The organism is Paraniabella aurantiaca, assembly GCF_050309965.1.
In the GTDB taxonomy this organism is placed as follows: Bacteria; Bacteroidota; Bacteroidia; order Chitinophagales; family Chitinophagaceae; genus Niabella.
The window spans coordinates 1,182,304-1,198,299 of sequence record NZ_JBLOSY010000001.1; the positions used below are offsets into that span (position 1 = coordinate 1,182,304).

The 15,996-nt window shown below is 42.8% G+C and carries 12 protein-coding genes; 2 read left to right on the plus strand and 10 right to left on the minus strand.

What is annotated here, in order from left to right; translation table 11 throughout:
- Positions 1-30: 30 nt before the first annotated feature.
- The 8 genes from ACLOAU_RS05115 to ACLOAU_RS05150 form a co-directional block, all read right to left on the minus strand.
- A complete protein-coding gene (locus tag ACLOAU_RS05115; RefSeq protein WP_427860774.1) occupies positions 31-741 on the minus strand; it encodes an MIP/aquaporin family protein in 711 nt (236 codons plus the stop codon).
- A gap of 78 nt (positions 742-819) precedes the next feature.
- Positions 820-2,313: a glycerol kinase GlpK gene (gene glpK, locus ACLOAU_RS05120; RefSeq protein WP_427860775.1), complete on the minus strand. Its 1,494-nt coding sequence runs from the start codon at positions 2,311-2,313 to the stop codon at positions 820-822.
- Between the two features lie 304 nt (positions 2,314-2,617).
- Positions 2,618-3,544, minus strand: a complete 927-nt coding sequence (locus ACLOAU_RS05125) for a glycerophosphodiester phosphodiesterase family protein (RefSeq protein ID WP_427860776.1) — start codon at positions 3,542-3,544, stop codon at positions 2,618-2,620.
- A 24-nt stretch (positions 3,545-3,568) separates the two neighbouring features.
- Positions 3,569-4,093, minus strand: coding sequence for a hypothetical protein (locus ACLOAU_RS05130; protein ID WP_427860777.1), 525 nt, complete (start codon positions 4,091-4,093; stop codon positions 3,569-3,571).
- 119 nt (positions 4,094-4,212) lie between these two features.
- Positions 4,213-5,835: a DUF5689 domain-containing protein gene (locus ACLOAU_RS05135; protein WP_427860778.1), complete on the minus strand. Its 1,623-nt coding sequence runs from the start codon at positions 5,833-5,835 to the stop codon at positions 4,213-4,215.
- A gap of 46 nt (positions 5,836-5,881) precedes the next feature.
- Positions 5,882-7,465 carry a SusD/RagB family nutrient-binding outer membrane lipoprotein gene (locus tag ACLOAU_RS05140; protein WP_427860779.1) on the minus strand — a complete coding sequence of 528 codons (1,584 nt, stop codon included), beginning with the start codon at positions 7,463-7,465 and terminating at the stop codon, positions 5,882-5,884.
- A gap of 17 nt (positions 7,466-7,482) precedes the next feature.
- Complete coding sequence (locus ACLOAU_RS05145) at positions 7,483-10,716, minus strand: SusC/RagA family TonB-linked outer membrane protein (RefSeq protein ID WP_427860780.1); 3,234 nt, start codon at positions 10,714-10,716, stop codon at positions 7,483-7,485.
- Positions 10,717-10,864: 148 nt separating this feature from the next.
- Positions 10,865-12,433 (minus strand): glycerol-3-phosphate dehydrogenase/oxidase, encoded by a 1,569-nt coding sequence (locus ACLOAU_RS05150; protein ID WP_427860781.1) that lies wholly within the window; start codon positions 12,431-12,433, stop codon positions 10,865-10,867.
- A 259-nt stretch (positions 12,434-12,692) separates the two neighbouring features.
- Between ACLOAU_RS05150 and ACLOAU_RS05155 the strand changes: the two genes are divergently transcribed.
- Complete coding sequence (locus tag ACLOAU_RS05155) at positions 12,693-14,210, plus strand: GH3 auxin-responsive promoter family protein (protein WP_427860782.1); 1,518 nt, start codon at positions 12,693-12,695, stop codon at positions 14,208-14,210.
- Here ACLOAU_RS05155 and ACLOAU_RS05160 read toward each other — a convergent pair.
- The gene (locus ACLOAU_RS05160; protein WP_427860783.1) at positions 14,197-14,586 is read right to left on the minus strand and encodes an energy transducer TonB; all 390 of its coding nucleotides are present in this window, start codon (positions 14,584-14,586) and stop codon (positions 14,197-14,199) included. The genes ACLOAU_RS05155 and ACLOAU_RS05160 overlap by 14 nt on opposite strands.
- 135 nt (positions 14,587-14,721) lie before the next feature.
- On the opposite strand from ACLOAU_RS05160, the gene lptB reads away from it, so the two are divergent.
- Entirely contained in the window at positions 14,722-15,519 is a 798-nt protein-coding gene (gene lptB, locus ACLOAU_RS05165) for an LPS export ABC transporter ATP-binding protein (RefSeq protein ID WP_427860784.1), read from the plus strand.
- 58 nt (positions 15,520-15,577) lie between these two features.
- Here lptB and ACLOAU_RS05170 read toward each other — a convergent pair whose 3' ends face one another.
- Entirely contained in the window at positions 15,578-15,859 is a 282-nt protein-coding gene (locus ACLOAU_RS05170) for a hypothetical protein (RefSeq protein ID WP_427860785.1), read from the minus strand.
- Positions 15,860-15,996: the final 137 nt, after the last annotated feature.

Consider the following 15,996-nt stretch of genomic DNA (forward strand, 5'->3'; position numbering starts at 1 on the left):
GGACAACTGTATTCCGTGGGTGCTCAATCTTTACATCATATAGTGTTTAAAAATCATTGCCGCTATTAAAGCACCTATAACCGGTCCTATAACTGGTATCCAGCTGTAAGCCCAGTCACTGCTGCCTTTTTTGCCAATGGGTAATAAGGCGTGCATGATGCGGGGTCCCAGGTCTCGGGCAGGATTGATCGCATACCCCGTAGCTCCTCCTAAACTTAAGCCAATAGCTAACACAATAAAAGCTGCGGGCAACGCGTCAAGGGCTCCTAAACTACTGGCCGGCGCTATAATAAATAAAACCGCAAATACCAGTACAAAAGTCCCTATTGCTTCTGTAATTACATTATGAAACGTATTTCTTATTGCCGGGCCGGTACTAAACGTAGCCAGCTTGGCAGCTGTATCATCAGTAGCAGTATAGTGCTGTTTATAGGCAAGCCACACTAATAAAGACCCTAACATAGCTCCTGACAATTGTCCGCCTATATAAGCAGGGACTAAAGAAAGGTCTACCTTACCAAGATAGGCTAAAGCTATTGTTATAGCCGGGTTGATATGTCCGCCGCTGGTTTTGGAGGAGATAAATACGCCTATAAAAACAGCCATGGCCCAGCCAAATGTGATGACGATCCAACCGCTATTATTACCCTTTGTTTTATTGAGCACTACATTGGCCACTACCCCGTTACCCAGCAAAATAAGAATGGCGGTACCAACCAGCTCGCTTGTAAATATGTTCATTGAGATCTGTTTAAAGTTTAGGATTTATAGTTCAAGGTTTACCCTAATGCATAAACCAATGAACGTTTAACTTTGAATTTATTCGCCGGACCAGGCCTGCGCTGCTTTTATTGCCCTTTTCCACTCTTTTTGAAGCATGCCCCGAACTTCTTCCTTCATATAAGGTTCAAAAGATTTTTCTTTTTTCCAATAAGCCTGCACTTCATCAATGCTTTCCCAAAAGCCTACTGCCAGCCCCGCTAAATAAGCAGCACCGAGTGCGGTGGTTTCAGTAATGGTGGGCCTTACTACCGCAGTATTGAGCAGATTGGCCTGAAATTGCATCAGGTAGTCGTTAATGGTGGCACCTCCATCTACCCTTACTTCTTTGATAGTAATGCCCGCATCGGCCTCCATAGCTTTCAACACATCCATCGTTTGATAGGCAATGCTTTCAACAGCAGCCCTTGCAATATGGCCATCGCTGGATCCCCTGGTAAGGCCCACAATAATCCCCCTTGCATGCTGGTTCCAGTAAGGCGCGCCCAAACCGGTAAATGCAGGCACCATATACACTCCGCCATTATCTGGCTCGGTTGCCGTCAGTGCTTCTACATCTGCCGATTTATTAATTACTTTTAATCCATCCCGCAGCCATTGAACTACGGCGCCGGCGATAAATACACTGCCTTCCAAAGCATAGTGCACTTCATTGTTGATCTTCCAGGCAATAGTGGTTAACAGGTTATTCTTTGAAGCAACCGGTTGAGTGCCGGTATTCATCAGCATAAAGCAACCCGTACCGTATGTATTTTTTACCATTCCCTCGTGGGTGCACATCTGTCCAAACAAAGCCGCCTGCTGATCACCCGCAATGCCCGCAACCGGTATTTCCGCCGACGTAAGCAGGTGCTGAGTATAACCATACACCTCGCTGCTGGAGCGCACTTCAGGCAATATAGCCACCGGTATATCCATTTTCTGCAGCAGCTCCTCATCCCATTGCAGGGTATGGATATTGAAGATCATGGTACGCGATGCATTGCTTACATCTGTTACATAGGATTTGCCATTGGTCAACTTCCAGAGTAACCAGGTGTCTACAGTACCAAAGCACAGTTCTCCCTTTTGAGCCTTCTCCCTGGCCCCGTCTACATGATCCAATATCCACTTGAGCTTGGTTCCGGAAAAATAAGCATCCGTTACAAGTCCTGTTTTTTCTTTAATGATTGCAGCTGTTCCATCTTGCTTTAACTCGTCACAATAATCGCTGGTGCGGCGGTCTTGCCAAACGATGGCATTATAAACCGGTTGAGAAGTGGCCCGATCCCATACAACGGTAGTTTCGCGTTGATTAGTAATACCTATAGCCGCAATATCAGCAGCTGTTATCCCGGCTTTTACAATAGCTTCTGCAGCTACCCCTATCTGGGTGCTCCATATCTCGTTGGCATCGTGCTCTACCCAGCCAGGCTGCAGAAATATCTGTTGAAACTCTTTTTGGGCAACTGCAATGATGTCGCCTTTTTTGTCGAAAACAATAGCGCGCGAACTCGTGGTGCCCGCATCAAATGACAGGATGTACTTTGACATAATCAATCGTTTTTTTATTGTTCAGGATCAGGAACAATCTTATCTTCTAAATACCACTTCACAATGATCACATGGACGAACCATTAAGTCATTAAGGTTATTAAGAAAATGCTCCTGATCATCCTTAACTATTAAATTATTAAAACCGGTTCTTATTACTTACAACAGTAATCAACCATTGAAACCATAGGAATTACACCTGATTTTTCTTAACTCAATGGTTTAAAACAGATTTGAAATATTTATAAATTCATATAGCCTGCAAGCCTCATTCAATCGTTAATTTATTCTACCAAGATAAAACTTACAACCGAGAAAACAAGTCCGGATAGTCGGTAATAATTCCATCTACACCCATTTTTTTCAGCTTCCTGATCTCCTCCAGATCATTCACTGTCCAGGGTATTACTTTCAGCTTTTGCTGATGACAGTTGTTAACCATTTCGGAGGTTACCAGGGCACTGTTAGGACTTAATATGGCTGGCTTAAATCCCAAAGCATCTATCAATTGGCTGGGAGAACGCTTTTCTTTTGCATCTATTAAATAAGATAGTGCATACTCCGGGTATTTACTATGCAGCAATTGCAAGGCCCTGGTATCGAAAGATTGAATCACCACCTTATCAGCCATACCTTTTCGACCGATCACTTGCATTGCAGCATCAACAAACCCGGCCAGATCGGGGTAGTAAATACCATCCCCTGCCGGACGTGACTTTATTTCAATATTATAATGAATGGTTCGTCCCTTTGCTTTAACATAGGCCTCTGTACTATCCAGCAAAACAGATAGAAGTGGCTTTACTGCTGACACCTTTTTTTGTCTTGGAAATTCAGGATTAAACTTTAACCCTACGTCATACTTTGCTATCGAATCGTAAGACAACTGGTGGAGCACAATTTTTTTAGCGGCAGCAGAAGTCAACGTATCCCCCTCTGGTGTAGTAACAAAATTTGCATTGAATGTCGGATCATGCGAAACAACCACCTGCCCATCCTTACTTAACTGCAGATCCATCTCCAGGGTAGTAACGCCACGATCAATAGCATCCAACATAGCGGGGATCGTATTTTCTGGCATGAGGCCGCGACCGCCGCGATGAGCCTGGGTGTCAAATTTTGTTTGACCAAAACAAGCTGCTGTAAATAAACAGGATAAAATAAGTATACCCCGGTATATGGTAATTCTCCTTACTCTTTTTACTGCAACGAAAGATAAAACGCTATCCAAACTTGTCGGTTTTAATTTTAAACTTTATAATACATTATACTCACTGCTGGGATTAAGCGTGTATGACGTGTTAACGGGAGGGGCAACCAAGACCCAATTGCCGTTTCCATCCTTATAGTAATGGCTTCTGCTTAATGTTGCACCGTAAAGAATGTAATTCTCTACTTCTTCAATTGTGGTTACCAGTGGGCTTGACTCTCCGGTTATACTGATGCTTGCAGATACGTATGCAGGATTGCCATATTGCTGCATTGTTGCATCTGTATAAAAGTGTAAAACAATATCTCCCCGTATTTCTACAATCTTTTGCTCGCTATCCTCCTCCACAACAACGGTATCCTTGCCCAGTATATTTAATTTCAAATATGGTTTCGTCGGATCAGTTTTAATGCGTGCAAGTGGATTTATAGTACCCTGATCAATTAACGATGTATAGCCATCAGATAAGCAGGCATCCGCGCGCTTTGTTGCATTAGCTTGTGTAGCGAATATGTTCCCTACTATAATAAGAAACATAACAGATAGAGTGTAAAAGTTTCTGATTTTCATTTTAAAAATTTTTTAAGTTATTAAGTAAGTAATATGCCCTGAAACCAAGAGTGCAAAGTAACCGCCAGCCCTAAGGCAACCTGATTTTATAACAGTTGAATAATAAAGTACCAGATATACTATTCTACCAGTTTTGTAACATTATCCCCCGCTTCTATTTCAGCCCATGTAGATGTTTTTGATAAGTCTACATATTCAGTTTCGGAGCGTGCTTTCGTCCATCTGCCTAATGTTATATTATACACACCGCCCAACAGATCAAAATGCCCTAAATTTTCGGTACGGTATGGAACACTTTTCGTATTAATACCGAGAGCACCCGTTGTCATTCTGGCAAACGGTTGTGGGTTTAAATTATCCGGATTTACGGCATCGTACCAATCATTTGTAGTAATTCTATACCCCATTGCAGCTGTTGCTCCGGCAGCAGCCTGGTACAAAGAACCTCCCGTACCCTTTAAACTCACAAAAATCACATCTGCAGGAATGGATTCTTTATTTATGTTGATGCCTTTAAATATGGCTACGCCAGATGGATTACCCGAGTTTGCAAATGGACCGGACGGAGTACTGGTGGCAGAACCAAAAGCAGAAGTAATTACAAGACCTCCATCTCCCGCGTTAAAATAACCGGTAGTTGTAATAAACTGTTTTCCATACCAGCTATCTCCGGTATAAGGAGTAGAAGCTGAACCATTGATCATTTTAGCAGTTCCTCCAAAATAAAAGAATTGTCCTTTTTTGGCAACACCGGAAGTTATATTCCATTTAATTGTACGCTGGCCTCCGGTAGCCCACCCGTTTGCCGGAGCGCCTAAAGGTGTGGATGCGCCTGCATTATTGGTAAATACGATACAGTAAGGCGTTACAGAAAAATCGATGTCGCTGGTAGTAGCCATCATCTGCACATACTCGTAGTTGCCATCACCACCTTCGGGATCCCGCTGTAGCCCTGTAATAATAAGCGGTTGAGCTAAAGAGATGTCACCCATAGAAATTAAATCGCTTTTAATTCTGGGCCGTATTTGTGTAGTTAATTTACCTGCTGCATCTTCTGTATTAAAAGTAATTCCCTTGTAAACCGCCAAACCTGGAATCGGGTCACTGGCAAAAACGGCGTTAGGATTGGTAACTAATCTAATAGTAGCGAACCCATCATTCACATATTCACCATCCTTCATAACAGCACCTTCTGGTGGTACCGGTGTAAATCCCGCTTTTGTAACCATCACAAAAATACTTTCATACATATTGGGATTAGCTAAAATAGCTCCTGCGTCGATTTTTGTAACCGTTACTTCATTTCCTGAAGAAGTTACAACTACGTCATTATTGGGTACACCGGTAATCTGCAAAATGCCCTCTTTACGGGTTAGTGTAGCTCCTTCAATTTTTATTTTCACAGAATCTCCCGGGTGGTATTTAGCTGCTTCGGCACCCATGTTTATGCAGATGCCCCTGAGCCAATTGTTGCGGCGATTATCCTGCACCACCAACATACCTTCGGGTAAATTGCCTCCGGCGTGGTCTGAAGTTACAATAGCATATAAATATGATGCTCCGGCTAAGGCTTCTCTAGTCAGTGTCACATCCTGGCCTTTATATATATTTCTAACATCGAATATGGCTATATATTCGTAGGGCACACCCCCGGGATAGTTGCCAAAACCTCCTTTTTTACAACTACCTAAGGCTAAAAGCATCAAGGCTATAAAAAAGCCGTTTAAAATATTTGTTTTCATCTATCGCTTTTTTGTCGTTATCTGATATTACTTTTAATAAAGTATGTTACGGTTTTTGCCACCACACTTGTGTATTGATATTGTCGGGGCCCTGCGATGCTACCGCCTCCTTGTAGTAAGTAGGATTGGTAGATTGTACCTCTACCGGGTAGTTTAATCTCGCTGGCATAATACCAGGTTGTATTAAGCCGGGGCCTTTAGGCAAAACCGGATGCCCGGTACGGCGGTATTCAATCCACTGTTGCATATCGCACCATAACAAAGCGTAGTATTTCTGCAGATGAATAAGATCCATTTTTTCATCGAAAGAAAGGTACGGCAGGTAGGATATATCTGCATCTCCTAAAAACCCGCCGCCGGTAACACCACCGGAGGTAAGCGCTGCCGCAGTAAATGATGTAGGCAACCACATTTGCATGTAGCCTAATACCCCTTTGTTGTAATACAGAGAATCGCCACCGGTAATCCAGCCTTTTAGTGCCGCTTCGGCTAACATAAATTGCACTTCGGCATAATTTAACATCTGGCCTGTAAGTGGCTCCGTTTGCATATTAATTCTGGGCGTGGTAACCTGGTTAGTGGTATTCTGATCACTACTAAAAAAGTAGGATGATTTTGAAACGTCCTGGCCGGGAGAATAACCTGAAGGTATACCGGACCAGGCATTAGAGCCCTGGGCGATACCTAAACGATTAATGCTGTTGGTTCCGTGTGGCGCATTGGTTTGTATAAGAGGAGAGTTCCAGTTACGCAAATTCCCTATAAAAAATTCACCCAGGCCCGGAGAGCGAAAATCCTGCACACGCATAGAGTTAAACGGTGAAGACAAAGGCTCTGCAGCTATTGCGCTGCCCGACCAACGTAAAATTGCCGATTCACTGTTACTGGAAATAACAGGATACTGTACAGGATTATTTACAATATTTTGAAATTTGGAAATAACCGTTGCAGCAACTTCACTTTTACCAGACAAACGTAATAACAAGCGCAGGTATAAAGCGTTGCCAAATTTACGCCACTTGGCTATATCGCCTTTAAATACAGGGTCTGAATTACTGTTAATGGTATCTGTACTTTGGGCCAAAATGCTATTTGCCACTTCAAGACTGTCATAGATTGCCATATAGATGTCCTTTTGCTTATCGAACTTTGGCCGGCGATTGGCACCATCTTCAAGCCTGCCGAGATTCGATTCTGAATAAGGTATATCACCATAAGTATCAGTAAGTATAGAGTACACCCAGGACTGCAGAATTATAGAAACACCTTTGTAGCTATCATTTTTATACCTGCTGCTTGTATCGGCTATGCTGTATATGTTTTTAAGATTGGTAAGCTGCAAATACAGATTGTTCCACGGTTGGGTGCCCCAGGTGGTACGAATATCGTAACGAAAAACCTTACCGTCACCATCGCCCATATTCACCGTAACCTGCATCAGTTCATTGTTAAAGCTATAATTACGCGACATATTGATGCTTAGAATATTTACAAGCGCGGGCGCAAATAATTGCTCGGGACTTACAACAGTTTCAAGGTTAGGGTTTGTATTGATTTCGTCATATCTTTTGGTACAGGATTGCAGCACAAATGCCAGCAATAAAGTTCCCAATAATATATTCTTTATCATGTTAAGTATTTTAATGTTTAGAACGTAATTACCAGATTGGCTCCAACAGTTCGTGTGGAAGGGAATTGAGCCACTTCAAATCCTTGTGTAATATCGGTTCCGCTCAAAGTACCAAATTCGGGGTCGAACATGGGCCAGGGCGACCAAATGAACAGGTTTCTGCCGTAGAGGCCGAGCGTTACTCTATCAATCTTAAGCCTTTTCAAATACCTGGCGGGAATTGTGTAATCGATACGGGCTTCTCTAAATTTGATGAAGTCGGTGCTGAATGAACTTCCTTCTGCATTATCCACCCCCATCATCGAACGATAGTACTCATCTATATCAGTTGCCACTGCATCATTTTTCCTATATCCGGTTACATGTCCTTTTGCATCCAACACTTCCAATACACCATTACCAATAATACCGTTATAACGGCCCGGTACCGTTACCTGAAGCTTGCCCTGCTCTACCATTTTATAGTGCATTAATGAGTGACCCACAGCACCCCATTGTCCATCGAACAAGGCAGAGACTCTAAAGTTTTTAAATGAAAAAGCGTTTTGAATACTTAATTTGCCTTTTGGTATAGTATTGCCTATGAACACAACCCCTTCGGTAATCTTAGCATTACCGGTAACGGGATCAAACACTACCTGCCCGTCAGGTGAACGTACAAAGCCCCGGCCGTACATATCGCCCATACTACCACCCACTCTTGCCACAATCTGGCCGCTACCTACAGCTCCGGTCCCTAACACCACCGAGGAATCAGGTATCTCTATAATCCTGTTTCGGTTGGAAGAAAACGTAACATTGACATCCCACTTAAACCCGTCTTTTGCTTTAGCTTTTACAGGCGTACCGTTCAGGGCTATTTCCAAGCCAATATTGCGAACCTTTCCGGCATTAATAATTTCACCGCTGTAACCCGAAGAGCGGTCTATAATGGATTGCAATATCTGGTCCTTTGTATTGCCCATATATGCAGCGATATCTAAACCAAGACGCCGTTTAAACATTTGCAATTCGGCCCCTACTTCATATGCTACCGTTCGCAATGGTCTTAAATCAGGCTTTACCAAAACCAGTGGTGCAGAATAATAGCTTCCGTTGGCATACGAATCATACATAGGCAGCGGACCATATCCGTAAGAAGTACGATAGGGCACTGTACCACCACTGCCCACATTGGAGAAGGAGGCTCTTAACTTAGCATAATCAATACTTAAAGGCAGTGTAAGAGCTTCCGATAATATATAGCTTATATTCACTGATGGGTAGGTAAATCCAACCGAGTTATTTCTATAAGGATTGGCAAGCGTGCTGGTCCAGTCTCTGCGGGCGGTAAGCTCTGCATAAAAATAGTCTTTATAGGCCGCATTAATTATCGCGTACAAACTACTGTATTCAAACATGCTTCTATAGGGATAGGATTGCACTACTGTTTCGGAGCTATCAAGGGTGTAAGCACCTGGGGACAAAAGCCCATCGGCTCTTAAGTCTTCTCTTCTATACCTGTTTTTTGTAACACTTCCACCAAGGGTTCCTTTTAAATCCCAATCGCTGCTTAATTGTTTCTTATAGCTTAGCAGAAAATCAGACGTGTATTCCTGGGAAGTAATATCTTGTGTGCGATAGCTGCCGCGTATCATTTTAGAACCCGCATCCCAGGGACGCTTTTGCGCACGGTCATCCATAGTATAATCGGCCGACTGTCTCACCATCAAACTTAAGTCCTTGGTAAAATCGTAACTAACCTGAACGTTTCCGGTAAAATTATTCCTCTTATATTCGTTCAGGAACTCATAAGCTATGGCATATGGGTTTTCAGGAAAGGTAGAATACGGATAAAATATTTTCCGCCCTTCCTGCCCGTTTAGCCAATAATTTTTTAGCCAATCAATATCGGCATTGGGTTGCCAGAAAATATACCAATACATAATGGACTGGTTACCATAACCAGCACCAGGAATATTGTCGCTGGATTTGTTGGTATAGCCGCCTTTTACCGAAACTTTAAGCTTGTCTGTAATCTTCGTGTCACTCGAAAGTGCAAAAGTGTTACGTGTGTAACCGGTGTTTGGCGTAATCCAGCTATTTCTTACATCGGTATAAGATAATCTCAGATTCGACTTCTTCCAGCTGCGGGCCAAAGTGAGAGAGTTCGTATAAGTTTCTCCGTTTTGGAAGTAGCCATTAACACCATGTTTGCCGGAATAGGGTCGCCAAAGTGTAGCATTTTGAGCATCTCTTACTTGCAAACCAGGGCCAAATTGATTCGTAAAATATTGCCCTTCAAATTTGGGTCCATACGCCGATGAAGAGCCGGTATTGGTTAACAAATCAGCCTGTCCATCTAAACCTATACCGTATTCGTACTGCAGGTCGGGCCAACGGTTTACCTGTTCAAAAGCGAAGTTTGAGTTAAAAGATACCTTCCATTTACTTTTATCCCTGTTCGAACCAGATTTGGTAGTTATAATGATTGCACCATTGGCACCGCGTTGGCCATACAAGGCCGCAGCACCCGGGCCTTTTAATATGGTCACAGACTCAATGTCTTCCGGGTTTATATCATTCAAGCCGCTACCGTAATCGGCAGGCATATTGTCGCTACCCGTACCATATACCTGGTCGCTTGCATTCGCAGACCGGCGGGCACCACCGTTGTTAACTATAACTCCATCCACAACTATCAATGCTTCATTTTCACCCGTAAGGTTGTTTTCGCCTCTAAGTATAATTTTATTCGATCCATCGGGCCCGCTATTAGACCGAATCAGGTTTAAACCGGCTACCTTGCCCGACAGCGCATCTGTCCAGTTGTTAGATAAAGCATTGGTAAGATCTTCATTTTCTAAGGTAGTGGTTGCAAAGCCAAGCTCTCTGGGTTTTCTTTTAATACCCAGGGCCGTGGTGATCTGCACATTTTCCAACTCGCCGGTTCCCGGTTCCAACTCAATATTAAGCGTTGCTCTGTCGTCCATTACCAGTTGCCTGGTGGAATAGTCTACTCCGGAAAAAGTAAGCGTCTCCCCGGTCTTAACCTGGATAGAAAACTGGCCTTTATCATTTGTCATGGTACCTCTTGAGCTGGCTTCTACCTGAACACTGATTAAAGCTATTGGCTGTTTGGTTTTTGCATTTTTTACCGTTCCGGTAACCGTTCGCTGTTGTGCAAATGTTGTAACACTTACCAGTATTGACAACAGCACCACTAATAATTTTCTTTGCCGGAAATGAAGAATCTTGTTTAAAAAGGACATTGTAGCTTATTTTTTGGTTTGCAAAAGAAGTGTTAATAACCGTTCCAAATCACACGAAAAAAAATGGTAATAATTTTTTTAAATTTTGATAATAAAAAAATAATACCGAATCAGACCCATCGCTGCAAATGCAGTACTGTAGCGGGTTCTATGCTAATTGATACTGAGCTGCAAGCTGTGTATAACTGTTAATCTGCTCGTCGATCCAGTCCCTATCCAGGTTTAACTCGTTCGCTATAATATATGCTACATCAGAACATATTCTAATGCTCTCTTTAGCATCCAGTAACAGCGCCCTGGTTCGTCGTGCCAAAACATCTTCTACTGTCCGGGCCATCTCATGCCGCACCGCCCAGCGCACCTGCTCCTCGTGTATTTTCAGGCTTTCACTCAACCAGGTATTATGAGCTCCATTGATATTTTTCTTTAAAGCTGCAGCGTCTGCTCCATAAAAGTAAAAGGGATCATTCCAGTTAACAGTTTCGCTGAAGCCATGTATTCTTTTGGTTTCGGTGGTGGTTTTTTTTGAAGGCCATTGTAAATGATGCTCGATGGTATCGATCATATCTTCTCCCATTTTCCTGAAAGTGGTCCACTTACCGCCAATGATCGTAAACAGATCTGACGAAGAGGTAATAATCTTATGGCTACGGGATATCTCTTTTGTTTTCTGAGAACCCTTTTCAGGCGCTGCCAGCGGACGCAGGCCGGCAAATACACTTAAAACATCTTTACGTGTGGGAGGTTGGTGCAGGTAAGCCGATGCAGTCTGTAATATAAAATTGATCTCCTTCTCTAATGCCCTTGGCTCCATGCTGGGCTGCCCTACAGGTGTATCTGTAGTGCCGAGCACTACTTCATTATGCCAGGGAACGGCAAACAGCACGCGACCGTCACTGGTTTCGGGAATCATCAAGGCATGAGCAGAAGGATAAAACTTTTTGTCAACCACCAGGTGAATGCCCTGGCTCGCAACTACAGTTTGCCCTGCTTCAGCATCATCCATTTTTAAAATATCATCTACAAAAACACCGGTTGCATTTACTATGGACTTGGCTTTTATGTGGTAAGATCCGGATTTTTCTGTATCAACAACAATAGCACCATTGAGCTTGTCATTTTGGTTTTTCAGCAGCCCGGTCACCTGAGCATAATTCAGTACAAACCCTCCGTTTTCAGCAATACTTTGTGCGATATTAATGGCCAGCCTCGAATCGTCAAACTGCCCGTCATGGTATAAAACACCACCCAGCAACCCCTCTTCTTTAATGCCCGGTAATTGTTGTAAGGTTTCACTTCTTGATACAAACACAGATTTTCCTAAAGACAGCTTTCCTGCAATCCAGTCATAAACCTTCAGGCCAACCGTGTATTTTATTTTATCCCAGAAATTATAAACAGGAATAATAAAGGTTTGATTTTTTACCAGGTGGGGTGCATTTTTTTGCAATAAACCTCTCTCTATACAGGCTTCCCGCACCAGTTTCACATCACCCTGGGCCAGGTAGCGCACCCCGCCATGTACCAGCTTGGTACTCCTGCTGGAGGTGCCTTTGGCAAAATCTGCCTGCTCTACCAAAAGTGTTTTATAGCCCCGCGATACCGCGTCTAAGGCCACACCTAATCCTGTGGCCCCGCCACCAATAACCAGCACATCCCAGGTTTCCCCGGAATCCAGTTGCTGCAAGACATAATCGCGATTAAAAATATTCTCCATAAAAGTTTCGATTTGCTTAAAACGAAAACTTACGAAACCAAATATAACAAAAGTTTCAGAAAGCAAAACAAAATATAATTTTTTACAATTTTCGAATTCTTATATTTTATTTGTATTAATTTTTTTTGCTTAAAATTTAACATTACACCGGATTCTTTTACTTTCGTTCGGTTTTGATGATGCAACTCAAGCTTAGGGATGATTCCTATCATAACCCACTCATTTATTAAGCTTTTGTATTAATATTGCGCAATTCACTATGGCTCTGTTAAGTCCCGCCATATCATCTCTTGCCCGCATGCGTCAATGGCGTATTGATGCCTGGCGTAGCCATCCCGTAGACTCGCAGAGAGAGGTTATCCAAAACCTTGTAACCTCGGCCCAGTACACGGAGTTTGGCCGAAAACACAATTTCCATAATATCTATAATATCAGGGATTTTAAGAAGGCAGTACCTATTTGCGAATATGATGATCTGAAACCGTATATCGAAAGGATGATGAAAGGAGAACAAAACCTTCTCTGGAACAGCCCGATATTCTGGTTTGCCAAAAGCAGTGGTACCACCAGCGATAAAAGCAAGTTTATTCCCGTCAGTGAAGAAAGCCTGGAAGACTGCCATTTTAAGGCCGCCAAAGATGTGCTGACAATGTACTACAGCTACAACCCCGATAGCGCCATGCTTACCGGAAAAGGGCTGGTATTAGGAGGCAGTCATACCATTAATCCTGTTAACAACGAAGCACAATATGGCGATCTGAGCGCAGTGCTATTACAAAACAGTCCTTTCTGGGGTCACTGGCTTCGTACACCCGATCTTGAAATAGCTTTGATGGATAAATGGGAAGACAAGCTGGAGAAAATGGCACTTCAGACAGTAAATGAAAATGTGACTTCAATCAGCGGAGTTCCTACATGGACATTGATACTGTTTAAACGGTTATTGGAAATGACCGGCAAACAGACTATTTCAGAGATATGGCCCGACCTGGAGCTATACATGCATGGCGGCGTTTCTTTTACGCCTTACCGCGAGCAGTTTAAGAGTATTATTGGCAAGCCCATTCATTACCTCGAGACTTACAATGCCAGCGAGGGATTTTTTGCGGCCAACGCAGCACCAGGCGATGAGGGCATGGCATTATTTACCGATCATGGCATTTTCCTTGAATTTATGCCCATGGGCGAGTATGGCACAGCAAACCCTCAAACAATTGGGTTGAAAGATGTAGAGCTCAATACCAACTATGCCCTGGTGATTAGTACTAACGGCGGCCTGTGGCGTTACCTGTTGGGAGATACCATAAAGTTTGTTTCGAAAGACCCCTATAAAATAATCGTAAGCGGCCGGGTGAAACATTATATCAACGCCTTCGGAGAAGAGATAATTGTGGATAATAGCGATCAGGCTATTGATATGGCCTGTAAAAAAACCGGCGCAGTAGTGAACGACTATACTGCAGCCCCTGTCTATTTCTCTGATAATAGTAACGGCGCTCACGAGTGGCTGATAGAATTTGAAAAAGAGCCGGCCAACCTGGAAGCTTTCGTAACCGAGCTGGATGCAGCCCTGCAAAGCATTAATAGTGACTACGAGGCTAAACGTTATAAGAACATCGCGCTTAGTTTACCCAAAGTACATAACATGGCCAGGGGCAGTTTTAATAAATGGCTACAAATTAAAGGCAAACTGGGAGGGCAGCATAAAGTGCCCCGGCTTTGTAATGAGAGAAAGTATGTAGAAGAGATTTTAGCGGCAAACGCTACTGCAAGGTAAATATTATTGGAACTTTCATATAGGAATCAGCTTTACACTCTCCTATCACCTTAGGCATCCATTTAGAAGAAAGTAGAACACGCATTGCTTCTTCGTCAATATCCCGTCGAACACTTTTTAAGATTTTACACTGCGGAACACTGCCACTGGTGTCTACCTGAAATTGCAACATCACCACACCTTCTTTTCCGTCTCTTTTTGCGCTCTCAGGATAAACTATTTTTTTCTTTACAAATTCAGCAAAGGCTTTATGTCCCCCGGGGAATGAGGCCATTTGTTGAACGTAGCAAATAATAATGGCTCCGGCATCCGAATTCTGCGTTAATCCACTCACACAACAATAAATCCATAAAGATGTCAGAACCAGCCGTTTCATTTTAACAAGACTCTTGAACACCAATCCTCCATATAAATACAATCAAAATAATCTGTATTACGACCTAAGTTTAGTTTTAACAGTTCAAGATTCAATAATTATCAAATTACCATGTTACTTTTGTGCCTTATGGAAATGACCATACGTACAAAAAACCTGGTAAAGCGTTACGGGCAACGTACCGTTGTCAATAATGTTTCTTTTGAAGTAAACCAGGGCGAAATTGTGGGACTGCTGGGACCTAACGGAGCTGGTAAAACAACCTCATTTTACCAGGTAGTGGGATTGATCAAACCAGATGAGGGCAATGTGTTCCTGAACGATGAGAACATTACTAAGCTGCCTATGTATAAGCGGGCCCAGATGGGTATTGGCTACCTGCCGCAGGAAGCCTCTGTATTTAGAAAGCTAAGTGTGGAAGATAATATTTCAGCGGTGCTGGAAATGACCAAACTGAGCAAAGCTGAACAAAAAGAAAAGCTGGAGTCACTGCTGGCAGAATTCAGGTTGGGTCATGTACGCAAAAGCAATGGTGATGTATTGAGTGGGGGTGAACGTCGCAGGACGGAGATCGCGCGGGCATTGGCAGTAAACCCCAAATTTATATTGCTGGATGAGCCCTTTGCCGGTATCGACCCTATTGCAGTGGAAGATATCCAAAGTATCGTAGCAAAGCTGAAGTTTAAAAATATCGGTATTCTTATAACCGACCACAACGTTAACGAAACGCTTTCCATTTGCGATCGCGCTTATTTGCTGATTGATGGGAAGATTTTTGAACAAGGAACAGCTGAATCATTGGCCGCCAATGAGCAGGTACGTAAATTATACCTGGGCCGTAACTTTGAGCTCAAGCGAAAAGATTATATATTAGAGGAAGCCATCAGGAGTTCCGAAAGTCATCAATCGGAACCTGTTGAGCCTACAGAATAAAAAACTGCCCGCAACCAAAATTGCGGGCAGTTTGCTAAACCCCTAGTAAAAAAACCAATTATGAAATAACTTCTTCGTCTTTCGGAGCCAGGTTATTGTCTTTTACAAATTTGTCGCGGTAGGCTACAAATTCATTGAGCAATCCATCGATCGCTTCAATCGATTTATCTGAATACTCATGAATATCAGGTAGTGTTTTATCTAACAGGCCTATACCCAAATTAATGTTTTCAGCCTCTACCTGCGCTACTTTTTTTAAAACAGCCGTTTCACTATTTTTAACATCTTCCAGCTCCCGCAAAACCTTGTTCATTGCTTCCAGTTTTTCTATTTTGTCCATACTATTCAATTTGGTTAAAAGTTAATCGAGCATTGCGCTCATCCTTTTAAAATCAAATACTGTACAAAACAGGTAGCAAGTCAGCCGTTTTAGCTATTTATTGAGAAAATAGCCGGTTTATTCTTAACAAACTGCCA